This is a genomic window from Microbacterium sp. KKR3/1, from assembly GCF_021272365.1.
In the GTDB taxonomy this organism is placed as follows: Bacteria; Actinomycetota; Actinomycetes; order Actinomycetales; family Microbacteriaceae; genus Microbacterium; species Microbacterium aurugineum.
On the sequence record NZ_JAJSDW010000001.1, the window covers coordinates 641,865 to 667,403 of the forward strand.

The 25,539-nt window shown below is 68.5% G+C and carries 22 protein-coding genes; 4 read left to right on the forward strand and 18 right to left on the reverse strand.

The window, feature by feature from the left end:
* Positions 1–12: 12 nt before the first annotated feature.
* From LVJ59_RS03155 to LVJ59_RS03180, 6 genes are all read right to left on the reverse strand, one after another.
* Positions 13–777, reverse strand: coding sequence for a class I SAM-dependent methyltransferase (locus LVJ59_RS03155; protein WP_232761962.1), 765 nt, complete (start codon positions 775–777; stop codon positions 13–15).
* On the reverse strand, positions 774–2,033 hold the full coding sequence (locus LVJ59_RS03160; protein WP_232761963.1) for an MFS transporter: 1,260 nt from the start codon (positions 2,031–2,033) through the stop codon (positions 774–776). Before LVJ59_RS03160 ends, LVJ59_RS03155 begins: the two co-directional genes overlap by 4 nt.
* Positions 2,030–2,806, reverse strand: a complete 777-nt coding sequence (locus tag LVJ59_RS03165; protein ID WP_134353617.1) for a fumarylacetoacetate hydrolase family protein — start codon at positions 2,804–2,806, stop codon at positions 2,030–2,032. The genes LVJ59_RS03160 and LVJ59_RS03165 overlap by 4 nt, the downstream gene beginning before the upstream one ends.
* Positions 2,807–2,934: 128 nt before the next feature.
* Positions 2,935–4,035 carry a branched-chain amino acid aminotransferase gene (locus tag LVJ59_RS03170; protein ID WP_134353616.1) on the reverse strand — a complete coding sequence of 367 codons (1,101 nt, stop codon included), beginning with the start codon at positions 4,033–4,035 and terminating at the stop codon, positions 2,935–2,937.
* 60 nt (positions 4,036–4,095) lie between these two features.
* Positions 4,096–5,139 (reverse strand): 3-isopropylmalate dehydrogenase, encoded by a 1,044-nt coding sequence (locus LVJ59_RS03175; protein ID WP_232761964.1) that lies wholly within the window; start codon positions 5,137–5,139, stop codon positions 4,096–4,098.
* 82 nt (positions 5,140–5,221) lie between these two features.
* A complete protein-coding gene (locus LVJ59_RS03180) occupies positions 5,222–6,757 on the reverse strand; it encodes an MFS transporter (RefSeq protein ID WP_232761965.1) in 1,536 nt (511 codons plus the stop codon).
* A gap of 95 nt (positions 6,758–6,852) precedes the next feature.
* Between LVJ59_RS03180 and LVJ59_RS03185 the strand changes: the two genes are divergently transcribed.
* Positions 6,853–7,395, forward strand: coding sequence for a TetR/AcrR family transcriptional regulator (locus tag LVJ59_RS03185; RefSeq protein ID WP_232761966.1), 543 nt, complete (start codon positions 6,853–6,855; stop codon positions 7,393–7,395).
* Between the two features lie 68 nt (positions 7,396–7,463).
* Here LVJ59_RS03185 and serA read toward each other — a convergent pair whose 3' ends face one another.
* The 3 genes from serA to LVJ59_RS03200 form a co-directional block, all read right to left on the reverse strand.
* Entirely contained in the window at positions 7,464–9,068 is a 1,605-nt protein-coding gene (gene serA / locus LVJ59_RS03190) for a phosphoglycerate dehydrogenase (protein ID WP_232761967.1), read from the reverse strand.
* Between the two features lie 122 nt (positions 9,069–9,190).
* Positions 9,191–9,526 (reverse strand): hypothetical protein, encoded by a 336-nt coding sequence (locus LVJ59_RS03195; protein ID WP_232761968.1) that lies wholly within the window; start codon positions 9,524–9,526, stop codon positions 9,191–9,193.
* Complete coding sequence (locus LVJ59_RS03200) at positions 9,523–9,987, reverse strand: hypothetical protein (RefSeq protein WP_131490898.1); 465 nt, start codon at positions 9,985–9,987, stop codon at positions 9,523–9,525. Before LVJ59_RS03200 ends, LVJ59_RS03195 begins: the two co-directional genes overlap by 4 nt.
* A gap of 85 nt (positions 9,988–10,072) precedes the next feature.
* Between LVJ59_RS03200 and LVJ59_RS03205 the strand changes: the two genes are divergently transcribed.
* Positions 10,073–11,011, forward strand: a complete 939-nt coding sequence (locus tag LVJ59_RS03205; RefSeq protein ID WP_232761969.1) for a hypothetical protein — start codon at positions 10,073–10,075, stop codon at positions 11,009–11,011.
* 14 nt (positions 11,012–11,025) lie between these two features.
* Here LVJ59_RS03205 and LVJ59_RS03210 read toward each other — a convergent pair whose 3' ends face one another.
* Positions 11,026–11,688 (reverse strand): GntR family transcriptional regulator, encoded by a 663-nt coding sequence (locus tag LVJ59_RS03210; protein ID WP_232761970.1) that lies wholly within the window; start codon positions 11,686–11,688, stop codon positions 11,026–11,028.
* Positions 11,689–11,762: 74 nt separating this feature from the next.
* On the opposite strand from LVJ59_RS03210, the gene LVJ59_RS03215 reads away from it, so the two are divergent.
* The gene (locus LVJ59_RS03215; RefSeq protein ID WP_232761971.1) at positions 11,763–14,597 is read left to right on the forward strand and encodes an FAD-binding and (Fe-S)-binding domain-containing protein; all 2,835 of its coding nucleotides are present in this window, start codon (positions 11,763–11,765) and stop codon (positions 14,595–14,597) included.
* Positions 14,598–14,672: 75 nt separating this feature from the next.
* Here the strand turns inward: LVJ59_RS03215 and LVJ59_RS03220 are convergent, their stop codons facing one another.
* From LVJ59_RS03220 to LVJ59_RS03245, 6 genes are all read right to left on the reverse strand, one after another.
* On the reverse strand, positions 14,673–16,013 hold the full coding sequence (locus tag LVJ59_RS03220) for an alpha-L-fucosidase (RefSeq protein WP_232761972.1): 1,341 nt from the start codon (positions 16,011–16,013) through the stop codon (positions 14,673–14,675).
* The gene (locus tag LVJ59_RS03225; protein ID WP_269816680.1) at positions 16,010–17,554 is read right to left on the reverse strand and encodes a M81 family metallopeptidase; all 1,545 of its coding nucleotides are present in this window, start codon (positions 17,552–17,554) and stop codon (positions 16,010–16,012) included. The genes LVJ59_RS03220 and LVJ59_RS03225 overlap by 4 nt, the downstream gene beginning before the upstream one ends.
* Before the next feature lie 67 nt (positions 17,555–17,621).
* Positions 17,622–18,569, reverse strand: coding sequence for an ROK family protein (locus LVJ59_RS03230; protein ID WP_232761974.1), 948 nt, complete (start codon positions 18,567–18,569; stop codon positions 17,622–17,624).
* A gap of 29 nt (positions 18,570–18,598) precedes the next feature.
* A complete protein-coding gene (locus LVJ59_RS03235; protein ID WP_232761975.1) occupies positions 18,599–19,507 on the reverse strand; it encodes a carbohydrate ABC transporter permease in 909 nt (302 codons plus the stop codon).
* Positions 19,497–20,402 carry a carbohydrate ABC transporter permease gene (locus LVJ59_RS03240; protein ID WP_232761976.1) on the reverse strand — a complete coding sequence of 302 codons (906 nt, stop codon included), beginning with the start codon at positions 20,400–20,402 and terminating at the stop codon, positions 19,497–19,499. The genes LVJ59_RS03235 and LVJ59_RS03240 overlap by 11 nt, the downstream gene beginning before the upstream one ends.
* A gap of 42 nt (positions 20,403–20,444) precedes the next feature.
* Positions 20,445–21,704, reverse strand: a complete 1,260-nt coding sequence (locus LVJ59_RS03245; RefSeq protein WP_232761977.1) for an ABC transporter substrate-binding protein — start codon at positions 21,702–21,704, stop codon at positions 20,445–20,447.
* A gap of 202 nt (positions 21,705–21,906) precedes the next feature.
* On the opposite strand from LVJ59_RS03245, the gene LVJ59_RS03250 reads away from it, so the two are divergent.
* On the forward strand, positions 21,907–23,058 hold the full coding sequence (locus LVJ59_RS03250) for an ROK family transcriptional regulator (protein ID WP_232761978.1): 1,152 nt from the start codon (positions 21,907–21,909) through the stop codon (positions 23,056–23,058).
* A gap of 19 nt (positions 23,059–23,077) precedes the next feature.
* On the opposite strand, the gene LVJ59_RS03255 is transcribed toward LVJ59_RS03250, so the two are convergent.
* Both LVJ59_RS03255 and ilvC read right to left on the reverse strand, forming a co-directional pair.
* The gene (locus LVJ59_RS03255) at positions 23,078–24,352 is read right to left on the reverse strand and encodes an alpha-L-fucosidase (RefSeq protein ID WP_374199023.1); all 1,275 of its coding nucleotides are present in this window, start codon (positions 24,350–24,352) and stop codon (positions 23,078–23,080) included.
* A 94-nt stretch (positions 24,353–24,446) separates the two neighbouring features.
* Complete coding sequence (gene ilvC / locus LVJ59_RS03260; protein ID WP_232761980.1) at positions 24,447–25,475, reverse strand: ketol-acid reductoisomerase; 1,029 nt, start codon at positions 25,473–25,475, stop codon at positions 24,447–24,449.
* Positions 25,476–25,539 lie beyond the last annotated feature (64 nt).

Consider the following 25,539-nt stretch of genomic DNA (forward strand, 5'->3'; position numbering starts at 1 on the left):
GGGTCGCGGCGCTCAGCGACCGGCGCTCACCGCGATCGCCGCACGATGTTCCAGCGGCAGCGATCCGTGCACGCTCCGCTCCTCCACGACGGTGTCGAACGCGGTTCGGAAGCGCTGCCGCTCGGCCTGGTCGAGACCGGCGTAGAGAGCACCCGCACCGGCCACTCCCCCGTCGACCGAGAGCCAGAGCGAATCCGGGTCCGCGTTCCAGATCCAGTCGATCTCGGTGACCGCGACGTGCGGGAGTCCCGCCTCCTGCAGCATCCGCCCGAATCCGTCAGCCGTCCGCTCGAAGTCCTCCGCGTCCGAGAGCCGTGCGCCGACGAACGGTGCGATCCCGGCACGCTCGGTGATCTCGGCCCAGAGCCAGGAAGGCGAGAGGGTCCAGACCGTCGCCACGACGGCACCCCTGCTGACTCGTCGCAATTCCGCGGCGGCAGAGCGCGGAGAGTCGACGTGATTGAGCACGAAGTTCGCGACGGCCACGTCGAACTCTCCCTCCGCGAACGGCAGCGAGGGCAGGGCGCCATCGATCGTCTCGATCCGGGGGTGCAACCGGCGGGACGCCGCGCGCATGCTGGGTTCCGGCTCACATGCCGTCACTGTCCATCCGTCGGCCGCCCACCTCGCTGCGAGCGTGCCGTCCCCCGCACCGACGTCGACCAGACCGCGACCGTTCCCTTCGCCCAGCACCTCCCGCATCGCGGAGAAGGTGCCCGCGCAGAGCGCGGCATAGGAAGCCGAATACGCGTCGCCGACGCCGGACCAGTCCTTCACCGTACTCCGGAACGCGCCAGCGGAGCCAGCGCCACGATCGCGATGACCAGCACGAAGGCGGCGACCCCGAGCCCCGCGTACTGGAAGTTCGCCAGCACCACTCCCGCGAGCACCGAACCCGCCGCAGCGGACAGGCTCATCAACGAATCGCTGCGACCCTGCCTGCGTGTGCGGAGCTCAGGCGCGGACGCCTCGGTGAGGAGCGCGGCACCGGCCACCGTCGCGGCACTCCACCCCAGACCGAGCAGGATGAGGGCGACCATCACGCCCCAGGCCACGGTGCCCGTGAAGACCGCGAAACCCAGCGCCCCCGCGAGGAGCGCCTGACCGAGGAGGACGACCTGGAGCCGGCCCCACCTGTCGGCGAGCACCCCGAAGACGGGCGACAGCGCGTACATGCCGCCGACATGGAGCGCGATCGTGATACCGACCAGCGCGGAGACATCCGCCGGGCTCGGCGCCATCCCGCCGGCGCCATGCGCCATGTGGGACAAGTGAACGGGGGTCATCGCCATGACCGATGCCATGACCACGTGAGACCCCGCGATCGCGAAGATCGCGTAGCGCGCGACCCGAGGCCGGTCCGCGACCGCGGTTCCGGCGACGGCGGCAGACGCCTTCGCAAGACGCTGAGCGGCCAGCAGAGGATCGGGCCGCAGCGCGACGATGTAGAGCACGAGCGCCGCGCACTGCGCCACGAACGAGAACAGATAGGAGCCCGTCTGCGGCGGCATTCCGACCGCCTGCCCGACGATCTCGCCCGGACCGAGCAACAGCGGGCCGGCGACACCGCCGATGGTCGTCGACCAGACGACGATCGACAGGTCACGACCACGATGCTGCGGTGCGGCGAGATCGGTGGCGGCGAACCGCGACTGCAGGTTCCCCGCGTTGCCCGCCCCGATCAGCAGGATCCCGACGAGGAGCAGCGGGAAGACGCGCAGGGAAGCGGCGAGGATGACGACCGCGATACCGACGAGCGCGAAGAGGTTGCCGAGGGTGAGCGCCCGACGCCGTCCGACGTGCGCGGCGAGGCGGGCGAGTGGGATCGCGCACGCGGCCGCTCCGAGCGTCACGGAAGCCGTGGCCAGCCCGGAAAGCGCATCGTTGCCCGAGATGTCCGCGGCCAGGAGCGCGCCGAGTGAGACCGTCGCACCGAATGCGATGCCACCGAGGACCTGTCCGAGCGACAGCACCAGGACGGTTCGCCGCTGGACCGCCGTCTGCTGCGCCGCCGTCAGGGCGACGGTCGTCATGGCACGGGAACGGCGTCGCGCGCGGTGTTGCGAAGGATGCCGAGTCCGGAGATCTCGACCTCGACGACGTCACCCGCCTCGAACGTGCCGACCCCGGCCGGCGTGCCCGTCATGATCACATCGCCGGGGAGCAGGGTGAAGACGGCGGAGGCGTACTCGATGATCGCCGGCACCGAGTGGATCATGTCGGTGAGTGGGGCGTGCTGGCGCACCTCGCCGTTCACCCGCGTCTCGATCGTCGCGTTGGCCGGATCGAAGTCCGTCTCGATCACCGGCCCCAGCGGGCAGAAGGTGTCGAATCCCTTGGCCCGCGACCACTGGCCGTCCTTGCGCTGCAGGTCTCGCGCGGTCACGTCGTTGCCGATCGTGTAGCCGAGCACGTAGTCGAGCGCGTTCTCGGCCTTCACGTTCTTCGCGATCTTCCCGATCACCACGACGAGCTCACCCTCATACTCGGTGCGCTCCGAGAGCGAGGGACGCACGATCGCATCACCCGGTCCGATCACGGACGTGTTCGGCTTCAGGAACAGCAACGGCTCCTCCGGGGCCACTCCCCCCATCTCGGCGGCGTGATCGTGATAGTTCTTCCCGACGCAGACGACCTTCGACCGTGGGATCACCGGAGCGAGCAGCGCGGCGTCGGCGAGGGGCACACGAGCGCCGGTCGTCTCGTACCCGGTGAACATCGGATCCCCCGCGAGGACGACGAGCTCGCGCTCGTCGATGATCCCGTACATGATGGCTTCGTCGTGGCTGAACCGGGCGATCTTCATGGTGTCCAGCCTAGCGAGCGCGGCACCCTGCACCGAGACCCCCCAACGCCGCCGAGACCCCGTCCTGCATGCGCCGAGACGACGGGGTCTCGGCGAGAGGACGGGGTCTCGGCGTCGGGTGTCCGGCGTCAGGCGTCGAGGCGCAGGAGCCAGCCGTGCTTGTCCTCACGGCGTCCGTACTGGATGTCGGTCAACTCCTCGCGCAACGAGAGAGCGAGTTCTCCCAGCGGCTGCGGCTCGTCGAAGCCGTCGCCCACGAGCGCGCCGATCGGGGTGACGACGGCGGCCGTGCCGCACGCGAACACCTCGACGATGTCACCAGAGGCCACGCCTTCACGCCACTCGTCGATCGAGATCGGACGCTTCTCGACCGTGTATCCGCGGTCCTCCGCGAGCTGCAGCAGCGAGTCACGGGTGATGCCCTCGAGGATGCTGTCCGACTCGGGGGTGACGACGCGGCCGTCCTTGAACACGAAGACCACGTTCATGCCACCGAGCTCTTCGACGTCGCGCTTCTCGTTCAGGAACACGACCTGGTCGCAGCCCTGAGCACTCGCTTCGCTCTGTGCGAGCAGGCTCGACGCGTAGTTGCCGCCGGTCTTGGCCTTGCCGGTGCCGCCCTTGCCCGCACGGGCGTACTCCTCCGAGAGCCAGATGCGCACCGGCTTCACACCGCCGGAGAAATAGGCACCCGCGGGGCTGGCGATGACGTAGTAGGCGACCTTCTGCGCGGCGCGGACGCCGAGGAAGGCCTCCTTGGCGAACATGAACGGACGCAGGTAGAGGCTCTGGTCGGCCCCGCTGGGTACCCAGCGACCGTCGACCGCGATCAGCTCGCGCAGCGACTGGATGAAGTATTCGGTCGGAAGCTCGGGCAGCGCGAGGCGGCGGGCGCTGGCCTGGAGGCGCGCGGCATTGCGGTCGGGGCGGAACGTGTGGATCGAGCCGTCGGCGTGGCGGTAGGCCTTGATGCCCTCGAAGATCTCCTGTGCGTAGTGCAGGACGGACGCCGCGGGGTCGAGCGGGATCGGTCCGTACGGCTGCACGCGGGGCCGGTGCCAGCCGCCCTTGACCGACCAGCAGATGTCGACCATGTGGTCGGTGAAGACCACGCCGAAGCCCGGGTTCTCCAGCACCTCGGCCAGCCGTGCGGGCGACGCGGCGGTCAGGTTCTTCGTGACGGCGAACTCCAGGGGAGCCACGGTCGCCTCGGCATCGATGGTCGTCATCTCATCATCCATTCCTCGTGGGTGGGCGCATCCTCGCGCCCGTTCAGCCTACGCCTGCGGTCAGAGTCGTGCGGTGATCGCAGAGCCGATCTCCGCGGTCGTGCGCGCCGTGGTGCGGGCGGCGATGTCGGCCTCCACCGCGGCGCTCACCCGCTCGGATTCGGTGGAGAGGCCGAGGTGGTCGAGCAGCAGCGCGATCGAGAGGATCGCCGCCGTCGGGTCGGCCTTCTGCTGACCGGCGATGTCGGGGGCGGAGCCGTGCACGGGCTCGAACATCGAGGGGAAAGCGCCATCGGGATTGATGTTGCCCGAGGCGGCGAGGCCGATGCCGCCCGTGACCGCTCCGGCGAGGTCGGTCAGGATGTCGCCGAACAGGTTGTCGGTGACGATGACGTCGAAGCGCGAGGGGTCGGTCACCAGGAAGATCGTGGCCGCGTCGACGTGCAGGTAGTCCACCGTGACCTCGGGGTGCTCGGCCGCGATCTCGTTCACGATGCGCTGCCAGATGGCTCCGGCGTGGACGAGCACATTGGTCTTGTGGACGAGCGTGAGCTTCTTGCGGCGACGCTCCGCGAGCTCGAAGGCGTAGCGCACGACCCGCTCGACACCGAATGCGGTGTTCACGGAGGTCTCGTTCGCGACCTCCTGCGGGGTGCCCTTGCGGATCGCCCCGCCGTTGCCGACGTACGGCCCCTCGGTCCCCTCGCGGACCACGACGAAGTCGATCTCCCCCGGCGCGGCCAGCGGTCCGGGAGCTCCGACGAAGAGCTTGGAGGGGCGCAGGTTCACGTAGTGGTCGAGCGAGAAGCGCAACCGGAGCAGGAGTCCCCGCTCGATGTTCGCGTCTTTCAGTCGCGGGTCCCCCGGCGTTCCGCCGACGGCGCCGAGCAGGATCGCGTCGTGGGCGGCGATGGCGGCGAGGTCGTCATCGGTGAGCGTGTCGCCGGTCTCCAGGAAGCGGCCGGCGCCGAGCGAGAAGCGGGTCTTCTCGAACACGACGTCGCTCGCCGCGGTCACGGCGTCGAGCACCTTCTCCGCCTCGGCGATGACCTCGGGACCGATGCCGTCACCGGGGATGACGGCCAGCTTCACGACACGCGACATGACACTCCTTGCGCACTGCACGGGGATGGACCGGCCCAGACCTGCCGCAGGGCGGGGCGGGCCGATCCTCCCAGCGTACTGGTCAGTGCGAGGGGGCTTTGCGCAGTGTGACGGCGGCGATCACCCCGGCGACCACGACGAGCCCGGCCCCGATCAGCGACGTCACCGTCACACCGGAACCGAATGCGTCGGCCGCCGCGCCCCACAGGGCCGTCCCCAGCTGCGCCGGGAGCTCCTGCGCTGCGGTGTAGGCGCCGGCGAGGGTCTCCTCCGCCGCGTGGGTGACATCGGCGGGCAGACCTGCCGGAAGCACGAGAGCGCCGCGATAGAACGCCGTGATGATGCCACCGAGCACCGCGGTGCCGAGCACCGCCCCAAGCTCGTACGCCGTCTCCGAGACCGCACTCGCCGCGCCTGCCTTGGCCGCGGGAGCGCTCGAGAGGATCAGCTCGTTGGAGATCGTCTCCGCCGCGCCGATGCCGATGCCCAGCACAACGAACGCCACCACGAGCGGCAGGACGCCGTGCTCATGCGTCGTGAACGCCACGATGAGGTAGCCGGTCACCGAGAACGCGAGCCCGGCGGGGACCACGATGTGCGGCGGCACGCGGCGCGATACCGGCACGACGGAGAGCCCCGCCACGATCATCGCGAGCATGCCGGGGACCAGTGCGATGCCGGCCATCATCGGCGACAGGCCGAGGACGAGCTGCAGGTGCTGCGACACGAAGTACAGGAAGCCCACCAGTGCGACCACGCTGAGCAGGTTCACCAGGATCGCCCCGGAGAAGGAACCGCGCCGGAACAGCGCCATGTCGAGCATCGGGCTCTTGGCCCGCAGCTGACGACGGACGAACAGGTAGCCCATGCCGAAGCCGAGCAGAGCCCAGGCGCCGGCGGTGAGGCTCGGGCCGTCCACCGCGAGGGACTTGATCGCGTAGACCACCGGGATCATGGTCGCCATCGACAGCGCGATGCTGATCAGATCGATGCGACCCGGGTTCGGATCGCGACTCTCCGGCACCAGCAGCGGTGCGGCGATGAGCAGGGGGATGAGCACCGGAACGGCGATCAGGAAGACCGATCCCCAGGCGAAATGCTCGAGCAGGATGCCGCCCACGATCGGACCCAACGCCGACCCGGCGGAGAACGCCGATGCCCAGACCGCGATCGCCATGCGGCGCTGATCACGGTTGCGGAAGATCGATCGGAGGAGGGAGAGCGTCGACGGCATCAGCATGGCGCCGAAGAGACCCAGGAGCGCACGGGCGGCGATCAGCAAGCCGGCCGTGGGCGCGAAGGCGGCGAGTGCGGATACGGCGGCGAAGCCGGTCGCCCCGATCAGCAGCATCTTCCGACGTCCGAACCGGTCACCCAGGGTACCCATCGTCACGAGGAGTCCCGCGAGCACCAGCGGGTACACATCGATGATCCACAGCTGCTCCGCACCGGTGGGCGCGAGCGCGATGGAGATCTCGGGGAGCGCGAAGCTCAGCACCGTGTTGTCCACCGACACCAGAAGCACCGGCAGCATGAGGACGACGAGCGCCGCCCAGCCACGGGCTCCGACACGGGGAGCATCCGTCTCTGTCGTCGGGATCGACGCAGTACGGGTCATGGAACACCTCTCAGGATCGTGATCGACGGTTAGTGAACCGTCCGGCTGGTATAGTAACAGAATTCCGACCGCTCCCCCTGTGCAGAGGACCCACGATGCCCCGACCTCCCCTCGCTCGCGAGAAGGTGCTCGACGCCTTCGAAGCGATCCTCATCGAAGACGGCGAGCGTGCCGCGACCCTCGACGCGACCGCCAAGGCGGCGGGGGTCTCCAAGGGCGGTCTGCTGTACCACTTCGGTTCGAAGGAAGAGTTGGAGATCGGCCTGGTCGAGCGCCTCGACCGCCTCACGACAGCGGACCTCGAGCGGATGACGGTGGCAGAGGAAGGGCCCGTCGCTTACTACGTGCGCACCTCGGTGATGGAAGACGACGCCCTCGACCGTGTCCTGATCGCGACGACGAGGCTCGCGCAGGGCGGCTCGGTCGCTGCGGCCGACATGCTGCGCGAAACACGGCGACGTTGGGCTGAGACGATCCGTCCGCACGTGCGCGACAACGCGAGCCTCGACCTCGTGATGCTCGTCAGCGACGGCCTGTACTTCAACAACTCCCTCGACGTGCACGGACCCGAACGCCTGGTTCCCCGAAGCGACGAGCTCAAGGACCTGATCGCGCTGGTGCTCCGAGCCACGGCCTGACGGTCAGAGAGACGGGAGAGGGCGGGAGCATCTCGCTCCCGCCCTCTCCCGTCTGTCGCGTCGAGTGATCAGACCTCGGTGATCTCGATCTGCCGGAAGAGGTCGGCGTCGATCGCTGCGCTCACGTCTTCGAGCAGCTCCTCCGAGACCGGCGAGTCGAGCGTCAGCACGCTGAGCGCCTGCGCGCCCGCCGCCTGACGCGCGATCTGCATGCCGGCGATGTTGATGCCTGCTTCGCCGAACTTCTGCCCGTACACCGCGACGATGCCGGGGCGGTCGGTGTAGAGCATCACGACGTGGTGCTGCTCGATCGGCAGTTCGAGCGCGTGATCGTTGATGCCGACCAGCTTCTCCGTCTGCTTCGGCCCCGTCAGGGTTCCCGAGACCGACAGCTGGGTCCCGTCGGACAGTGCGCCCGTGAGCGTGATCACGTTGCGGTACTCGTCGCTCACGTCGTCCTTGATCAGACGCACGGCGATCCCGCGCTGTTCGGCGAGGAGCGGGGCGTTCACGTACGAGACGGTCTCACTCACGATGTTCGTGAACACGCCCTTGAGCGCGGCGAGCTTGAGAACGCTCACGTCGTAGTCGTTGAGCTCGCCGTGCACCTCGACGTCGAGACTCGTGAGAGGCGAGGTCGCCAGCGAGGCGAAGATCTGGCCGAGCTTCTCGACCAAGGAGATGCCGGGGCGCACGTACGGGTCGATCACGCCACCCGCGACGTTCACCGCGTCCGGCACCAGGTCTCCGCCGAGTGCGAGACGCACCGAGCGGGCGACCGAGACGCCTGCCTTCTCCTGCGCCTCCTCGGTGCTCGCGCCGAGGTGCGGCGTGACGACCACGTTGGGCAGGTCGAGCAGCGGGCGCGCGGTTCCGCCTTCCACGGGAGGCTCGGTCGTGAAGACATCGAGCCCGGCGCCGGCGATCTCGCCTGCGACGAGCGCCGCGTGGAGCGCTTCCTCATCGATCAGTCCGCCGCGGGCGACGTTGACCACTAACGCCGTCGGCTTCATGGCCTGGAACTGCGCGGCACCGATCATGCCGGTGGTCTCCGGCGTCTTCGGCATGTGGATCGTCAGGAAGTCCGACTCGGCCACGAGCTCGTCGAGGGAGAGGAGCTGCACGCCGAGCTGCTGCGCGCGGGCGGACGTGACGTAGGGGTCGTAGGCGACGACACGCATGTCGAAGGCCGCGAGGCGCGCGGCGACGAGGGCACCGATCCGGCCCAGGCCGACGATGCCGACCGTCTTCTCGAACAGCTCGGCGCCGGTGAAGGAGCTGCGCTTCCACGCGCCGCCGGAGAGCGAGGCATGTGCGGCGGGGATGCGGCGGGCGAGGCTCAGGATGTGGCCGACCGTGAGTTCCGCCGCGGAGACGATGTTGGACGTCGGCGCGTTCACGACCATGACGCCCGCTGCGGTGGCTGCCTTGATGTCGACGTTGTCGAGACCGACGCCCGCACGGGCCACGACCTTGAGCTTCGGCGCGTGCGCCAGCGCCTCCTCGTCGATGCGCGTCGCCGAACGCACCAGCACGGCGTCAGCGTCGGCGAGTGCCGCGAAGAGCGCCTCGCGATCGGTACCGTCGACGTCGCGGACGTCGAAGTCGGGGCCGAGGGCCTCGATCGTGGCGGGAGAGAGAACTTCGGCGATGAGCACGACGGGCTTCGGCACAGTGGATCCTTCGGGGCAGCGCGGCAGGCGGGAGGGGCCGATGCGCCGCACACCATGGGGGCGCGATCGCGTCAACTCTACCCGAGGGCTCGGGGCGCTCCGTGCCGTGTGACGCCCGCGACTCAGGCGCTCGGCATCGTCAGGCTGAGCGCGATCAGGCTCATCCAGAACACCGCGACGACACCGAGTCCGGCCAGGAAGACGAGGAGGAGCTCCCCCACCCGCCGACGACGGCCGATCAGGTACGCGAAGACGAAGACGATCGCGGGGAACGCGACGCCGAAGAGCAAGGTCGCCCACCCGCCGGCGGTCAGTCCCGTCTGCGCCATCGTGATCAGATGCGCGACGGCGTTCCACACCGCGTATGCGTAGAACAGTCCGGCCAGGCCGACGACCAGGCCGACGAGCCATCGCGGCGAACCGGCGGACACCGGCTCCGTGGTCGAGGATGCGCTCATGATCCGACCACCCCCACGGTGACGAAGGGCCAGGGAACCAGCAGGACGACTCCTGCGAGCAGCACGGCGACGCGGATCCACGAAGCCCTCCCCCTGGTCAGGACCCAGCTCGCGAGGAACCAGAGCGCGGGCGCAGCGATCGCCAGGACGAACCAGGGCAGGAACATCGCATCGGCGACCAGGAACGACGCCAGTGGCCGCAGACGCAGCCCGCCGACAATCCATCCGACCGTGTAGAGGAGATACACGCCGCCGACGATGCCGAGGATCAGCAGCATCGGCGTGCTCAGGCCGGCCTGTTCATCCGATCGGGCGGGAGTGATCGTTCCGTCCCCCTCGATCGTGCCGACGTCGCGACTGCCTTTCCCGACGGCGTTCCACCCAGGGGGCAACGCGGGATCCTTCGGCGCGGAAGCCTCGTCGCCATCCCAGGTGAGGGCGTCGTCGGAGTCGGAAGTCATGCCCTCTAGCGTAGGACACCCGGTCCACTATGCTCAGGGTTGCCTTGAGCCGGAACGGCGGGCATCGGAGGGGAAAGGGAGCACCGTGGCCGAGAGTGACGACACCGACGCGCGGATCGAACCGTCCGCGACGAACGCGACTCCGGAGCCGCCCTCCGGCTGGACTCCCACTGCGGAAGCAAAGGCCAGGGCCACACGCTTCCGGTGGATCGCCGCGGTCCTCTGGGCGGTCGCGATCATCGGCGAGAGTGTCGGCATCTTCTGGCTCCTCCGCCAGCGCGAGTTCGTCGGCGAGGACGGCACTCTGCTCCGCGATCCCGACACCGGCCTGTTGGAGGAACAGGGCGTCACCGCGACGTTCCCGCAGTGGGCGTTCATCGCCCTGCTGGTGCTGCTGGTCGTCATCGCGGCGCTGTCCATCACCGGATCGGTGCTGTGGAAGAAGGCGAACCGCCTCGACCCCGCACGCAAGTCCGACAAGACGCGTTTCTTCGTGCAGAACCAGCTCGGCGCGATCATCGCGGTGGTCGCGTTCCTGCCCTTGGTCATCCTGATCTTCCTCAACAAGGACATGGACAAGGGACAGAAGACCACGGCCGGCATCGTCGGCGTGGCTCTCGCGGCCCTGGCCGTGTTCATCGGCGTCGACTTCGATCCGCCGTCCGTCGAGCAGTACACGGCCGACCAGTCCGCCGTGATCCTGCTCCTCGGCAAGGACGAGGTCGTCTGGGTCGATGGCGGCAAGGTGTACCACGTGTGCGATGAGGTGTCGGCGATCCAGACCGGGAGCGAGATCCGCACGGGCACGACGGCGCAGGCGGTCGAAGCGGGGAAGATCCGGCTGACGCTCCAGTTCACGTCCGAGCTCCGGGCGTGCGGGCTCCCCGTTCCCGAGAACGACGAGGAGATCACCGAGGCACTGCGCGCGATCCAGGCCGGCCAGACCGACACCGTGCTCCCCGCCCCGGAATGGACCGACCCCTCCGAGGCGCCGATCGTCGTGGAGGAAGCGCCGGCCGAGTGACGACGGGCGCGACGCTAGTCCGCGTCGAGCGCCTCGACCAGCCGCTCCTCGGCCGATGACAGGTGAGCGTCGAGGAGGACTGCTGCTCGCTCCCCGTCTCCCGAGGCGACCGCAGCCAGGATGTCGCTGTGCTGCGCCGCGATCGCCGCCGCGTCGAGCAATCGTCGACCCTGCACCTGCGCCATGCACAAGCGCACTTCGTCGAGGACGCTGCGGTACATCCGAGCGGTGCGTTCACTGTCGAGAGCCTCGATGAGAGCGGTGTGGAATCGCAGGTCGGGCGCGACGGTCGCCGGGTCCGGCCCCGGCGGCATCGCGAGGAGCTCCGCGTTCGCCTCGAGCGCCGCGGGGGGCACCGTCCGCGTCACCGCGAGGTCGCGAAGGGCGGCGCTCTCGAGCCGCGTCCTGGTGCGATAGACATCCCGCACGGTCGCAGAATCGATCCCGACGACGCGCGCGCTGCGATGCGCCGTGCGCACCAGGAGTCCGCTCGCGACGAGCTGCTCGATCGCCGCCTTCGCGCTGGGACGGGCCACTCCGAAGGACTGCGACACAGCCGCTTCCGTGATCGGATCCCCGGAACGGATCTCGGCACGGAGGATACGGCCGCGCAATTGAGCGGTGACGGCATCCACGACGCCGACGATCCCCAGCGTTGCGTCCGAAGCGGTGGTCATGCGGGTCAGCCTATCGAAGCATCCACGTATCGGTACACTTGTCTGACAATCTTTCGACGGAGCAGAGGAGCACCGTGCCGACCACCCTCGCCGAACCCCTGGACCCCGCTCTGCTGGGTTCCAGGACGCAGATCCATTCCCGCTCCATCGACCGCTTCGCACGGGCCCACGACGCGTCCCACTATCTGCTCATCCCGGATGCCGTCCTCTCCCCTGCAGACGCCGAGGGTGTGGCACGCGCCTTCGGAGCAGTCCGCGCCGCCGGGCGCACGATGACGTTCCGGTCCGGAGGCACCAGCCTCTCGGGGCAGAGCGTGAGCGGCGACATCCTCGTCGACACGCGCAGCAACTTCCGAGACATCCGGGTGGAGGACGACGGGGCCTCGGTGCGGGTGGGCCCGGGTGCCACCGTACGTCAGGTCAACACCCGTCTGTCGCGCCACCGCCGCAAGCTCGGCCCCGACCCCGCGAGCGAGATCGCGTGCACGATCGGTGGCGTCGTCGCGAACAACTCCAGCGGAATGGCCTGCGGGATCACCGAGAACTCGTATCAGACGATCGAGTCGATGACCGTCGTGCTCCCGAGCGGGACGATCCTCGACACCGGCCGCCCGGATGCCGGCGAGGTGCTGCGCGCGGCGGAGCCCGAGATCGTCGCGGGCCTGCTCGACCTGAGAGCACGCCTGCTCGCCGCCCCCGAGCACGTCGCCTTCCTCCGCCAGCAGTTCTCGATGAAGAACACCATGGGCTACGGGCTCAACGCGCTGCTGGACTTCGACGACCCGGTGCGCATCCTGGAGCATCTCATCATCGGGTCCGAGGGCACGCTCGCGTTCGTCGCGGAGGCTCGATTCCGCACGATCGAAGTGCGACCGTCGATCGCGACGGGACTTCTCGTGTTCGAGACGCTCTCGACGGCGATGACGGCGCTCCCCGACCTGACCCGGCTCGGTCTGGCCACCATCGAGCTCCTGGACGCTGCATCCCTGCGGGTCGCTCAGGGACTGAGCGATGTCCCCTCTGCGATCGCCGAGATCGAGGTCCAGGGACACGCCGCTCTCCTGGTCGAGGTCCATGCCGCCGACGCGGACGCTCTCACCGCGGCGAGCACGAAGGCGCAGTCGCACTTCGAGCGGCTCCCGCTGGCCGTGCCCCCGCGCCTCACCACGGATGCGAGTGAGCGCGCCGCTCTGTGGCACGTGCGCAAGGGGCTCTACACCGCGGTCGCCGGTGCGCGCCCGTCCGGTACGACGGCGCTGCTGGAAGACATCGTGGTACCCGTCCCCCGGCTCCTCGCCACCTGCGAACGCCTGATCGAGCTGTTCGCCGGGCACGGCTACGAAGGCTCGGTCATCTTCGGGCACGCCAAGGACGGCAACGTCCACTTCCTCCTCAACGAACGGTTCGACGACCCCGACAGCGTCGCGCGCTATCGGCGGTTCACGGACGACCTGGTCGAACTCGTCCTGGCGCAGCAGGGATCGCTCAAGGCCGAACACGGCACCGGCCGCATCATGGCGCCGTTCGTGCGTCGCCAATACGGCGATGAGCTCACCGACATGATGTGGGAGATCAAGGCGCTGTTCGACCCCGACGGCATCCTGAATCCCGGAGTCGTCCTCTCCGATGACCCTGACTCGTACCTGCACGACCTCAAGCGGGTGCCGACGGTCGAGAACGAGGTCGACCGCTGCGTCGAGTGCGGCTACTGCGAACCGACCTGCCCGAGCAAGAGCATCACGCTCACGCCACGCCAGCGCATCGTGATCCGCCGCGATATGGCATGGGCCGAGGAGCAGGGCGACACCGAGCTGCTGCGCGACCTGCAGAAGGACTACGACTACGACGGCGTCCAGACCTGCGCGGTCGACGGCATGTGCGGTGTGGCCTGCCCGGTCGACATCAACACCGGTGATCTCGTACGTCGGCTTCGAGCGGAGCAGTCGAACTCCGTCGAAGGCGCGGTATGGGGCACCGCAGCCAAGCACTGGGGCACGGTCACGCGCGCCGGCGGAGTCGCGCTCACCGTCGCCGATGCCCTCCCTGCGCCGCTCGTGCGCGGGGTGACGCATCTCGGCCGCGCCGTCCTCGGTGCCGACACCGTGCCTCTGTACGACGGCGGGCTCCCGCACGGCGGTTCGAAGCCGCCGCGCCCGGAGTCCCCGGCCGATGCGCAGGCCGTCTTCTTCGGTGCCTGCATCGGGACGATGTTCGGCGCGGAAGGCGACGGCGAGGGCTCTCGAGACGCACTCCGGGCCCTGCTGGACCGTGCGGGTATCGCCGTCGTGATCCCCGAGGAGAACGGAGGCCTGTGCTGCGGCACACCGTGGAAGTCGAAGGGTCACCTGGACGGTTACGCCCTGATGTCGGACCGGGTGCTGGAGTCGCTGTGGGAAGCCAGCAGGCACGGGGAGCTTCCGGTGGTGTGCGACGCGGCGTCGTGCACAGAGGGCCTGGACGTGATGCTCGCGCAGTCGGTCGCGAAGAACCCGCGCTACGCGGGCCTGCGAATCGAGGACGCCACGACGTTCGTGGCACGCGAGGTGCTGCCGAAGGTCTCGGTGCCGGCCAAGCTCCCCACGGTGGCCGTGCATCCGACTTGTTCCACGACCGCGCTCGGCGCGACCGGAGCACTGACCGCGATCGCCGCGGCCGTCGCCGACGACGTGTTCGTCCCCGAGGGATGGGGCTGCTGCGCCTTCGCGGGCGACCGCGGCATGCTGCACCCGGAACTCACGGCCAGCGCGACCGCCCAGGAGTCCGCGGAGATCGCCGAAGCCGAGAGCACGCGCGGCGACTTCGACGCGTTCGTGTCGGCGAACCGCACCTGCGAGATCGGGATGACGCGCGCCACCGGCCGGCCGTACCGCCACGTGATCGAAGTGCTCGAGGAACTCACCCGGCCCTGACACCCGGTGCACACAGCGAGGGCCCTCCCGAATCGACATCGGGAGGGCCCTCGCGTGGTCGCGATCCGGTCCGTCTCAGCCAGCGGACAGGACGGCGACAGCTTCCTCGCGCAGACCGGCCGGGATCACAGCGACCGTGCGGTCGTCCGTGGATCGCTCGGCGACGGAACCGTCGGCCCAACGCAGGTCGGAGCCCAGGAGCTCCGCGGGCAGCTCCAGCGTGCCGACGCTCGGGTCGAGCGCATGCACATGCACGGTCGCGCCCGTGGTCGTGTACCGCCGTGGCGCTCCGGTCCGCTCGCCCATACGAACCCACGGACGGGTGCCGTAGATCGCCTCGCCGTTCGTCTCGAGCCACGCGCCCAGCTCGCGCATCGCGCGCCGCTGAAGTTCCGGGATCGACCCGTCGGCGGCGGGACCCACGTTGATCAGCAGGTTGCCGTTCTTGGCGACGACGTCGACGAGCAGCCGGATCAAGGCGGCTCCCGACAGCGAATGACGCTCATCCTCCGCCTGGTTGAACCCGAAGGAGTAACCCAGGCCTCGAGTCGACTCCCACGGCTCCGGGATGATCTCCGGGATGTCCGTGTACTCCCGCGTGAGGAAGCCGTGATACGGCACGCCCCACCGGTCGTTGACGACGCCGTCCGGAACGGCCTCGAAGTACCGGTCCAGCAGCGCGGCGACCGCATACTCGTCGCGCCCCTTGCCGCCGTCGGGCCACTCGATGTCGTTCCACAGCACGTCGGGTGAGAAGCGCGTGACCAACTCGTCGAGCTGAGCTGCCGAGTACCGCGCGAAATGGGCGTCGTTGCGGCGGAACCGGAACAGATCGGTGTCGGACTCGATCGGCGGGAAGTCGCTCACATGCCAGTCGAGCGCGCCCGAGTAGTACACGCCGAACTTCGCGCCCGCGCGCCGGGTGGCATCGTGGAACTCGGAGATCAGGTCACGGCGCGGCCCGCGCGCGACCGCGTTGAAGCCGGTGGTCTCGGTGCCCCACAGACAGAAGCCCTCGTGATGCTTCGTGGTCGGGATGATGTACCTGGCCCCGGCGCCGACGAGCTCGCCGACGAAGGCATCCGCGTCGAACGCCTCGGCGTCCCACCGATCGGCGAGGTCCTCGTAGGAGGTCCCCGGCCCGAACAGCTGCTGATGACGCTCCCAGGTCGGACTCCCCGCGATCCGCACGGTGTTGCCGTACCACTCGGCGTACTGATGCCAGGCGTACGCATCTTCGGTCGGGATGTTCACGCCCTCGCCGTGCTGCACGGCCCACGCCGGCACCGAGTAGAGCCCCCAGTGCACGAAGAAGCCGAGCTTCGCGTCGCGGTACCAGTCGGGCACGCTCTGCGTCGGGTATGTCGGAGCGTCCGCGCCGAGGTCCGGCCCGGTGCGCTTCTCGAAGTTCATCATGCGGTCGGCTCCTCTGCGACGCCGCGGCGGACGACCACGGCTTTCAGATCGGGGTTTCCCTCGGGGTCGAAGGGGTAGACACCGGGGCGTAGACGGTGGTGACCGAGACGGAGGAGGTCCTGGTCGACACCTCCGGGAGTCAACGCGAGAGTCCAGCCCGCGGCGAGTTCGTACAGCTCGGGTTCGAGATAGCCGATCTTCACCACCACGATGTCCGCGGTGGTCGGCTCGAGGCCCAGCATCCGGAAGTCGGAGAGGTGATGGAACGGCTTGCGACGCTCCGTGATGATGGCGTGGAGTCCACCCGCCGCGACCACGACCTGCGTGCCTGCGTCCGGATCTCCGTCGGTGATCGAGAAGACGGTCCCGGTGATCGTCACGGGGCCGTGCGGGCCATCGTCGACCCGGGCACCCGCCACGATCGTGATCGTCGCCCCGACGCCCGCTTCGACCGCCTGCGCGACCGCCTCGGGATCGAAGATCGACGCCACCAGGGTCGTGCGGTCGGGTCCGGTGAGTTCGGAACGCTCGAGCAGGTGCGCAAGGGTCCACGTCACATCGCCCGCCCCGCCCGCCGTCGGATTGTCACCCGAGTCCGAGATCAAGTAGGGGTGGGGCGCTCCCGGCGCGAGTGCCTTCTCGAGCGCCTCATCGAGCGTGCCCGTCTCAGCGACGAACACGAAGTCCTCGCGCGCCTCCCAGAACATGCGCGCCACCCGCTCGGCCTCACGCGCGATCAGCTCTCGATCGTCGCCGGTGACCACGACGTACGCCTGGCAGCGGGGTTCGTCGGCCCAGGCGTAGCCGATCCAGACCGAGGCATCGACGACGCCCGGAAGAGCCTCGATCTCGGGCAGCTCGGCATAGATGCTGCGTGCGGGCTCGAGCCGGGTGCTGGTCTTCTCGCCGGGGAGCAGGACCGGGACCGGCACCCACGCCACGAACGGCCGACGGCCCAGCGGGTCGGCGCCGTGCGGCCCCCGCAGCCGGGCGAGGAGGTTCCACACCGCCCGTTCCTTGGTGTTCATCCAGTCCTCGTGCGGTGCCATCCGGTAGCACGTGAGCAGGTCGACGGCGTCGCGCAGCACCTCGGAGACGTTGCCGTGCAGATCCATCGATGTCGAGACGAGCGTGTCCGGACCCAGTGCCGCCCGCACCGCGAGCGCGAGGTCGCCTTCGGCGTCGTCGAGACCGACGACGCTCATCGCTCCGTGGATGTCGAAGAAGAAGCCGTCGAAGGGGCCCTGCTCGCGGATGCCCTCGACGATGGCGTCTTTCATCCGACGGTAGGTCTCGGGCGCGACGGCACCACCGGGCAGCGAGCGACCATGAGTGAGGGGCACCCACTCGGCGGCCGCAGCGAGCTCGCGCCCGTCGTCGAGGAACGGGTAGTAGCTGCGCAGAGCGTCACCGGTGCGAACCGTGAAGGCTTCGTCGCCGGAGATGTGCGGGGAGAACGTGCTCGACTCGATGGAGATCCCGGCGATACCGATCCGGGGCTGCGCGAGCCCCCCGTCGGCGACGGTCGGAAGCGGACCCATCCAGATCTCGTGGGCTTCGGGACGTACGGTCACGTGATGTGCTCCTTGTCGGTGCGGGAGGTCGGGCTCAGTGTGCTCCCGCCGGGACCAGAGCCCGACGGGCGGTCTCGATGGCGCCGAGAGCGACGGCATCGGAACCGAGGACGGCGGGGACGATGCGCAGAGGGATCCCGGACACCGGGGAATCCGTGTGCAGAGTACGCGTGATCGCGGGCTCCAGAAGATCCCAGGCCGACGTCACGCCTCCTCCGACGATGGCGCACGGCAGGTCGAGGATCGTCGCTGCGCTGGCGCAGGCGAGGGCGAGGGCGCGGCCGGCGGCGTCGAACACCGCGATCGCCTGCGCATCGCCCGCTCGTGCGCGATCCGCGACGACTCGCGCGTCGCGGACGGTGTCGCCGGTGCGCTCCTGGTACCGCATCGCGATCGACGTACCGGATGCCAGTGTCTCGAGGTGCCCGACCTGCCCGCAGGTGCAGATCAGCTCGCTGTAGCCGGGTGTGTGCCCGATCTCTCCCGCGGCACCGTGCGGTCCGTGGTGGAGCTCACCGTCGATGAGGAGCGCGCCTCCGACCCCGGTGCCGAGCATCACACCCAGCACGTCGCGGTCCTCGCGGCCGGCGGCGGCGGCTTCGCCCAGGAGGAACGCGTTGACGTCGTTCTCCACACGCACCGGCACCCCCAGTCGCGCTTCCAGCTCCTCGGCGAGCGGGAAGCCCGCCCACCCGACGAAGGTCGCCGAGGCTGCGCGGATCGTGCCGCTCTCGTGGTCGATCACGCCGGCAGCGCCGACACCGGCTGCCGCGAGCGAGACACCGGCCTCGGCGGCGAGAGAGGCGGCGAGACCCGCGGCTGCATCGGCCATCGCCGCACCGCCCTGCGCTGCGGGGGCGCCGACGCTCCCCCGCGCCAGCACCGTCCCCTCGCTGCTCACGAGGAGCGCAGCGATCTTGGTGCCTCCGATGTCGATACCGACGACTCCCGATCCGGATGGGCTCGAACGCGTGACGGGCATGGTGGTCCCCTGTTCCTGACCGATCATGCTCAGCGGCCGCCCAGTCCTGCCATCGCGATGCCCTTGACCAGGTGCTTCTGCAGCGCGATCACGAGAATCGTCGTCGGCACCATCGAGATGATCGCCGCAGCCATCTGCAGGTCCCAGCGCGTCCCGGTGAGTCCGGCGAAGCTCGCGAGACCAACGGGGAGGGTGCCGTGCGCGTTGTAGTCGACCGTCACGATGAGCGGCCACAGGTAGCTGTTCCAGAAGGACAGGAAGGTGAACACGGCGAGCACCGCGACCGCCGACTTCGACAGCGGCAGGATGATCTGCAGGAACGAGCGCACGGGCCCGGCACCGTCGACGCGCGCGGCTTCCTCCAGCTCATACGGGATCCCGCGGAAGAACTGCCGCATCAGGAACGTGCCGAACGCACCGAACGCGAACGGGAGCACGAGCGCCTGATAGGTGTCGACCCAGTTGAACCACTGCATCACCTGGAACATCGGGATCACGAGCACCTCGGCGGGCACCATGAGGGTCGCGAGGAACAGCACGAACACGGCGTCCCGTCCCTTCCAGCGCAACCGCCCGAAGGCGTACCCGGCCGTGGTCGACACGATCAGCACGACGAGCGTGCCGAGGATCGCGACGATGAACGAGTTCATGATGTAAGTGAGGAACGGGCCGTACGCGAAGACGTCGACGAAGTTGCTCCAGCGAAGCTCTGACCCGACCAGGGTCGGCGGCATGGAGAACATCTCCGAATTCGGCTTGAGCGCCGAGAAGAACGCGTAGACGAGCGGGGAGATGAAGATCAGCGCGGCGACGTAGATCGCGACGTGCGCGAGGATCAGCCGCACACGCGACGCCGGTGTGGTCGCGGCACCACGTGCGCGCTCGCGGTCCGAGCGGCCGGCGCGGCCTGTCGGGCGGACGAGGGTCTCAGTGCTCATAGTGCACCCACTTCTTCTGCGCGGCGAACTGGAGACCGGTGATCGCGATGATGATCGCGAAGAGGATCCAGGCTGCCGCGGCGGCGAGGCCGAGGTCGCCGAAGGTGAATCCCTGCTCCCAGATGTACATGACGAGCGGCTTGGTGGCGTTGCCGGGGCCGCCGCCGGTGAGCATCTGCGGCTGTACGAACACCTGCAGGGACGCGATCATCGTCATGATGGTGGCGAAGAAGATCGAGGGCGAGATCATCGGGATGATGATGCTCCACACCCGTCGGAGTCCTCGGGCGCCGTCGATGCTCGCCGCCTCCAGCACACTCTCGGGGAGCTGCTCGAGTGCGGCCGAGAAGATCAGCATGTTGTAGCCGAGCCCCTGCCAGACGCTCATCACGACGACCATGATCATCGCCCACGACGGGTCGGCCAGGAAGTTCGGTAGCTCGATGCCGAACCACGTCTGCGAGAGGCCGTTGAAGAGCCCCTGTGGCTGCAGCATCATCTTCCACACCAGCACGTTCGCGACCATCGGGGTCACGACCGGGATGAAGAAGAGGACGCGCAGGGCACCTCGCCCGCGGATCCGCGACCCGAGGCCGAGAGCGAGCACGAGCGAGAGAGCGACACTCAACGGCACATACAGCAGCGTGTACACCGCCGAGTTGCGCAGCGCAGGCCAGAAGTCCGGGCTGCTGGTGAACAGCTTGACGTAGTTGTCCACCCCGTTGAAGTTCCGCTCGCCGAAGGTCGGCCAGTCGAAGACGCTCATCACGATCGAAAGGCCCACGGGCACGATCGTGAACAGGGCGAGCCCGATCAGGGCGGGGCTTGCGAACCCCAGCGCCTGACCGGCCTCGACCTTGGCGAGCGATCGTCGACGTCTCGTCGTGATCGTCATCTCATATTTCTTTCTTTGTCACCACTGACGGCCGAAGCCGGGTCACTCGCCGAACTGGGCCTGGGCGTTCGACAGCAGCTCGTCCATCGTCATCTGGCCGTTGTAGACGCTGACGAGGTTGGGTTGGATGTAGCTGTCGAGCTTCTGCCAGTTCTTGGTCATGTACAGCGGGACGGTGTCACCGAAGGCCGCCTCGAAGACCGACTGCACCTGCTCGCGGTACTCCTCATCGATGGACTCGAAGTACAGCGGCTGCGACGACGTGCGTGCCGGGTACGAGCGGCCGGACGACGCGATGTAGTCCTGAGCGTCCTCGCCGAGCAGCGAGCCCATGACCTTGAGCGCCGCCTCCGGGTTCTCGCAGTTCGCCGAGATGCCGTAGCCGGAGCCGAGGATGGGGCCGGGGTTGCCGTCGACACCACCGGGCAGCGGGACCATACCGGCCGCGAAGCCGGACTCGTTGTTCAGGTAGCTGACGGCGTTCCACGTGCCGTCGACCGCCATGGCGGCGTTTCCACCCGTGTACTGGTTCTCACCCCAGCCGGTGTCGGAGGCGGATGCCACGGGGGCGGCGACCTTCTTCTCCGTCACGAGCTCGGCATACCACGTGGACGCGTCGACGAACGCCTTGTCGTCGATGTGCAGGGTGCCGTCCTCTGAGGCCGGCTGCGTCGCGGAGTACGCGATCGGCATCGACATCCACTGGTATCCGCCCATGCCCATGCCGAAGCCGTACTTGCCGTCCTTCGTCGCGTCGGCGGCGATGGTGTCGAAGTCGTCGAACGTCCACCCGATCTCCGGGGTCGCTGCGCCGGCAGCGGTGAGCAGGTCCTGGTTGTAGTAGACGAGCATCGTGGCCACGTCGAACGGCACGCCGTAGACCTTGCCTTCGAAGCTGAGGATGCCGTCGGCGCTCGGGTTGAAGTCCGCCCAATCGATGCCGGCCGTCTTGAGGTCCGCGTCGCTCAGCTCACGGAAGGCACCGGTGTAGCCACCGAGCTGCGCGCCGCTCATACCGGTGACGCAGGCCATGTTGCCGCTGGCCATGTTCGTGGTCAGCTTCGTGAAGAAGTCGCTCCACGGCGAGGTCTGCAGCTTGATCTTGATGTCGGGGTTCTGCTCCTGGGCGAATGCGACCTGCGCCTCGAGGGCATCCACGTCGGACTCGCTGCCTGCCCACATGTCGACGACGATCGTGTCGCCGTCGGCGGAACCACCGTTGCCGCTGCTGCTCGCGCAGCCGGTCATCGCGACTGCGACGCCGGTGACGGCGACGACAGCCCCTACACGCAACTTCTTCATTGAATGCCTCCTGGAAGGGAACTAGTTGCTTCGCGGGTCGAAACAACCTAGTAGGATTTCGTATGAAGTTACCGTTTCACACTTCGCAAAAGGCCGCAAGCTGAACATCCGATGTTTATCGGAGCTTGATAATTCGTAACTCCCGGGAAACATGACCATCCCCTACTACGCTGACGAATGCTCCGACCAGGAAAGTGCTCCCATGCCAAATCCCGCTGACACCGCCGTCGACGACCCGCACACCCGCCGCATCCTCGACCTCGTCGCCCGCGGCGAGGCACGCTCCCGGACCGAGCTCGCCGCCGCACTCGGCGTGGCCGCCTCGACCGTGGGCCTCCGCGTACAGGCCCTGCTCGACGCCGGAGTGCTGCGCGAGGCCGGCGACGGCACGTCGCGCGGTGGACGCCGCCCGCGGGTGCTGCAGATCTCCGCGGACGGCGTCGTGCTCACCGCCGACCTCGGCGGCGGCCACGCGCGTATCGGCAGACACTCCCTCAGCGGCGCCCTCCTCGACAGTCGGTCGATCACGGTCGACGTGACCGAAGGACCGGAGGCTACGCTCGACCGCATCGGCGAGGTCTTCGACCAGCTCTCCTCCGAGTCGCGGGTCCACGCGATCGGCATCAGCCTTCCCGGGCCCGTCGACATCGCCACCGGTACGGTCGACCAACCGTCGCGCATGCCGGGATGGCCGGGCTTCCGCGTGGGCGAGCATCTCGCGACGCGCTACGGCGTGCCCGTCGCGGTCGACAACGACGCCAACCTCGCCGCGCTCGGCGAGCATCGCGAGCGCTTCGGGCACACCGGGCACAGCATCACCGTGAAGGCCGGCACCGCCATCGGAAGCGGCATCATCGTCGACGGACACGTGCACCGCGGGGCCACAGCCGCTGCAGGCGACATCACTCACACCCGTATCGACGGCAGCGGCGACATCCCGTGTTCCTGCGGCAATACGGGATGCCTCGAGACGGTGGCCAGTGGGGCGAGCCTCGTACGGCAGATGCGCGAGCGCGGCAACGAGGTGGTGCGCACCACGACCGACGTGCTCAGCCTGGCGCGCGACGCCGACCCGCTCGCGACCACTCTGGTCCGCACGGCGGGAACCCACCTCGGCCAGGCGCTGTCAGGCGTGGTGAACTTCTTCAACCCGCACGCGGTGTTCCTGACCGGCAGCATGAGCGCCTCGGAACCGTTCATCGCCGCCGTCCGCAGCCGCGTCTACGAGGCATGCCACCCCCTCGCGACCCAGCGACTGCGCATCGAAGCGGCGACGACCGGCGCCGACGCGATCCTCCACGGCGCCGCACGCCTTGCGCTCGAAGGCATGGAGATACCGGTGACGACGGCCTGAACCGTCGCCACCGTGTGGATCATTCGTCGATGAGCGTCAGCTCGACGACCGGCACCAGCACCTCGGGACGCCGCACCGGCAGATGCACGGTGAGCGTCCCCTCCGCCTCCCCCGCCGGCGTCATCAGATCAGCCTGACGGTCCGGGTCGGACACACTGGTCTGCAGCCAGGATCCGTCGTTCAGCAGCCGCGCGTAGGAGACCTTTCCGGCGAGCTCCGGAAGGTGCACGAAGCCCATCGGCCAGCTGAACAGGCTCAGGTAGAGCTTGTTCCCGCGCCGGGTGTAGACGCCCTCGCGCGGCGGGGTGAGCGGCGCATGCCCGGCCCCGATCACGGCATCACGGTGCAGACGCATCCACTCGCCGATCTCCGCCAGGGTGCGGGCATCCCGGGGCGCGATCGCACCACGACCGTCAGGGCCGATGTTGAGCAGCATGTTCCCGCCCATCGACACCGAGTCGACGAGCATCTGCACGAGCAGCGTGGCGGACTTCTGGTCCATGTTGTCCCGGTGATAACCCCAGGAGCCGTTGAGCGTCTGGCATGCCTCCCAGGTCAGCGGTACGCCGTCGCGCACGATCGGTGCGGTGGGCTGATACTGCTCCGGCGTGACGAAGTCGGCGGGGATCCCGAGCCGATCGTTGACCAGCATGTCGGGCTGGAGCTCACGGCACAGCGCGAGCAGTGTGGTCGCATCCCAGTCCTCGGGCCCCTTGCCCGCCCACCCCTCCTTGCTCTCGGGGTAGGTGAAGTCGAAGAAGAGGTAGTCGATCTCCCCGTACTCCGTCAGGAGCTCCCGCACCTGACCGTGGAGGTAGGCGCGGTATCGGGCCATGTCACGTCCGACGTTGAGCTCGTGGGCGTTCTCGTCGTCGCGGCGCGGGTGGTTCCAGTCGACGGTGAAGTCGGGGTGATGCCAGTCGATGATCGAGTGGTACAGGCCGACCTTGATCCCTTCCGCGCGCAATGCCTCGACGTACTCACGCACGAGGTCGCGTCCGACGTTCGCCACGGAAGTGAAGTCGGTGAGCTTCGAATCCCACAGGCAGAAGCCGTCATGGTGCTTCGTCGTGAGGACGACATAGCCCATGCCCGTGTCCTTCGCGGTGCGTGCGAGGGCTGCGGCGTCGAAGAGATCCGGATCGAAGTGCTCGAAGTACGGGCGGTAGTCCTCGTCCGTCAAACGCTCGTAGTTCTGCACCCATTCATGACGGGCAGCCCCGCTGTAGAGGCCGAAGTGGACGAACATCCCGAACCGGGCCCGGTCAAACCATTCCTGTCGCATGGCTCCCATCCTGACACAGACATCCGATGTCTGGCATGATTTGGCGCAGACCGCACAAAGAACGGGCGCCCCCGGAGGGACGCCCGTTCTTTCGAGAATCGAATCAGCGTGCCGCGCTGCCGTCGACGTAGTCCTCGTCCTGCTGCTTCCAGGCGAAGAGCGAACGCAGTTCCTTGCCGGTGACCTCGATCGGGTGCTGCTCCTCCTTGGCACGCAGTGCCAGGAACTCCTCCGCCCCGTTGTCCTGGTCATCGATGAAGCGCTTCGCGAAGGCGCCGGACTGGATGTCCGCGAGGACGCCCTTCATGCTCTCCTTGACGCGCTCGTCGATCACACGCGGGCCCGAGACGTAGTCGCCGAACTCAGCGGTGTCGGAGATCGACCAGCGCTGCTTGGCGATGCCGCCCTCCCACATCAGGTCCACGATGAGCTTGAGCTCGTGCAGCACCTCGAAGTACGCGATCTGCGGCTGGTAGCCCGCCTCGGTGAGCGTTTCGAAGCCCGCCTGCACGAGGTGGCTCACGCCACCGCAGAGCACGGCCTGCTCGCCGAACAGGTCGGTCTCGGTCTCTTCGGTGAAGGTCGTCTTGATGACGCCGGCGCGGGTGCCTCCGATGGCCTTCGCGTAGGAGAGGGCGAAGTCCCAGGCGTGACCCGATGCGTCGCGCTCGACCGCGATGATGTCCGGAATGCCGCGGCCGGCGACGAACTCGCGACGAACCGTGTGTCCCGGAGCCTTCGGCGCCACGAGGATCACGTCGACGCCCTCGGGCGCGTCGATGTAGCCGAAGCGGATGTTGAAGCCGTGGGCGAAGGCGAGCGTCTTGCCTGCGGTGAGGTTCGGCGCGATCGACTCGCTGTAGATGATGCGCTGGTGCTGGTCCGGCGCGAGGATCATGATGACGTCGGCCCACTCGGTGGCCTCCGCGACGGTCTTGACCGGGAAGCCCGCCTCTTCGGCCTTCGCAGCGGACTTGGAGCCCTCCTTGAGAGCGATGGCGACCTCGACGCCCGAGTCGCGCAGGTTCTGCGCATGCGCGTGGCCCTGCGAGCCATAGCCGACGATGGCGACCTTCTTGCCCTGGATCAGGGACAGGTCGGCGTCGGCGTCGTAGAAGATCTCGGTGCTCACTTTGTGTTTCTCCTTGTTCGTGACAGTGGTGCACGCCCTGCACGTCCGAGGACGGCGGGGCAGG

What these genes read in the sequence shown, in the direction of transcription:
- LVJ59_RS03235 (WP_232761975.1), bottom strand. Translation starts at nt 19,507, where the DNA reads ATGAGCACTGAGACCCTCGTCCGCCCGACAGGCCGCGCCGGCCGCTCG.
- LVJ59_RS03180 (WP_232761965.1), bottom strand. Translation starts at nt 6,757, where the DNA reads ATGACCCGTACTGCGTCGATCCCGACGACAGAGACGGATGCTCCCCGT.
- LVJ59_RS03195 (WP_232761968.1), bottom strand. Translation starts at nt 9,526, where the DNA reads ATGAGCGCATCCTCGACCACGGAGCCGGTGTCCGCCGGTTCGCCGCGA.
- LVJ59_RS03200 (WP_131490898.1), bottom strand. Translation starts at nt 9,987, where the DNA reads ATGACTTCCGACTCCGACGACGCCCTCACCTGGGATGGCGACGAGGCT.
- LVJ59_RS03225 (WP_269816680.1), bottom strand. Translation starts at nt 17,554, where the DNA reads ATGGGTCCGCTTCCGACCGTCGCCGACGGGGGGCTCGCGCAGCCCCGG.
- LVJ59_RS03185 (WP_232761966.1), top strand. Translation starts at nt 6,853, where the DNA reads ATGCCCCGACCTCCCCTCGCTCGCGAGAAGGTGCTCGACGCCTTCGAA.
- LVJ59_RS03220 (WP_232761972.1), bottom strand. Translation starts at nt 16,013, where the DNA reads ATGATGAACTTCGAGAAGCGCACCGGGCCGGACCTCGGCGCGGACGCT.
- LVJ59_RS03245 (WP_232761977.1), bottom strand. Translation starts at nt 21,704, where the DNA reads ATGAAGAAGTTGCGTGTAGGGGCTGTCGTCGCCGTCACCGGCGTCGCA.
- LVJ59_RS03210 (WP_232761970.1), bottom strand. Translation starts at nt 11,688, where the DNA reads ATGACCACCGCTTCGGACGCAACGCTGGGGATCGTCGGCGTCGTGGAT.
- LVJ59_RS03240 (WP_232761976.1), bottom strand. Translation starts at nt 20,402, where the DNA reads ATGACGATCACGACGAGACGTCGACGATCGCTCGCCAAGGTCGAGGCC.
- LVJ59_RS03175 (WP_232761964.1), bottom strand. Translation starts at nt 5,139, where the DNA reads ATGTCGCGTGTCGTGAAGCTGGCCGTCATCCCCGGTGACGGCATCGGT.
- LVJ59_RS03255 (WP_374199023.1), bottom strand. Translation starts at nt 24,352, where the DNA reads ATGGGAGCCATGCGACAGGAATGGTTTGACCGGGCCCGGTTCGGGATG.
- LVJ59_RS03250 (WP_232761978.1), top strand. Translation starts at nt 21,907, where the DNA reads ATGCCAAATCCCGCTGACACCGCCGTCGACGACCCGCACACCCGCCGC.
- LVJ59_RS03165 (WP_134353617.1), bottom strand. Translation starts at nt 2,806, where the DNA reads ATGAAGATCGCCCGGTTCAGCCACGACGAAGCCATCATGTACGGGATC.
- LVJ59_RS03230 (WP_232761974.1), bottom strand. Translation starts at nt 18,569, where the DNA reads ATGCCCGTCACGCGTTCGAGCCCATCCGGATCGGGAGTCGTCGGTATC.
- LVJ59_RS03160 (WP_232761963.1), bottom strand. Translation starts at nt 2,033, where the DNA reads ATGACGACCGTCGCCCTGACGGCGGCGCAGCAGACGGCGGTCCAGCGG.
- LVJ59_RS03170 (WP_134353616.1), bottom strand. Translation starts at nt 4,035, where the DNA reads ATGACGACCATCGATGCCGAGGCGACCGTGGCTCCCCTGGAGTTCGCC.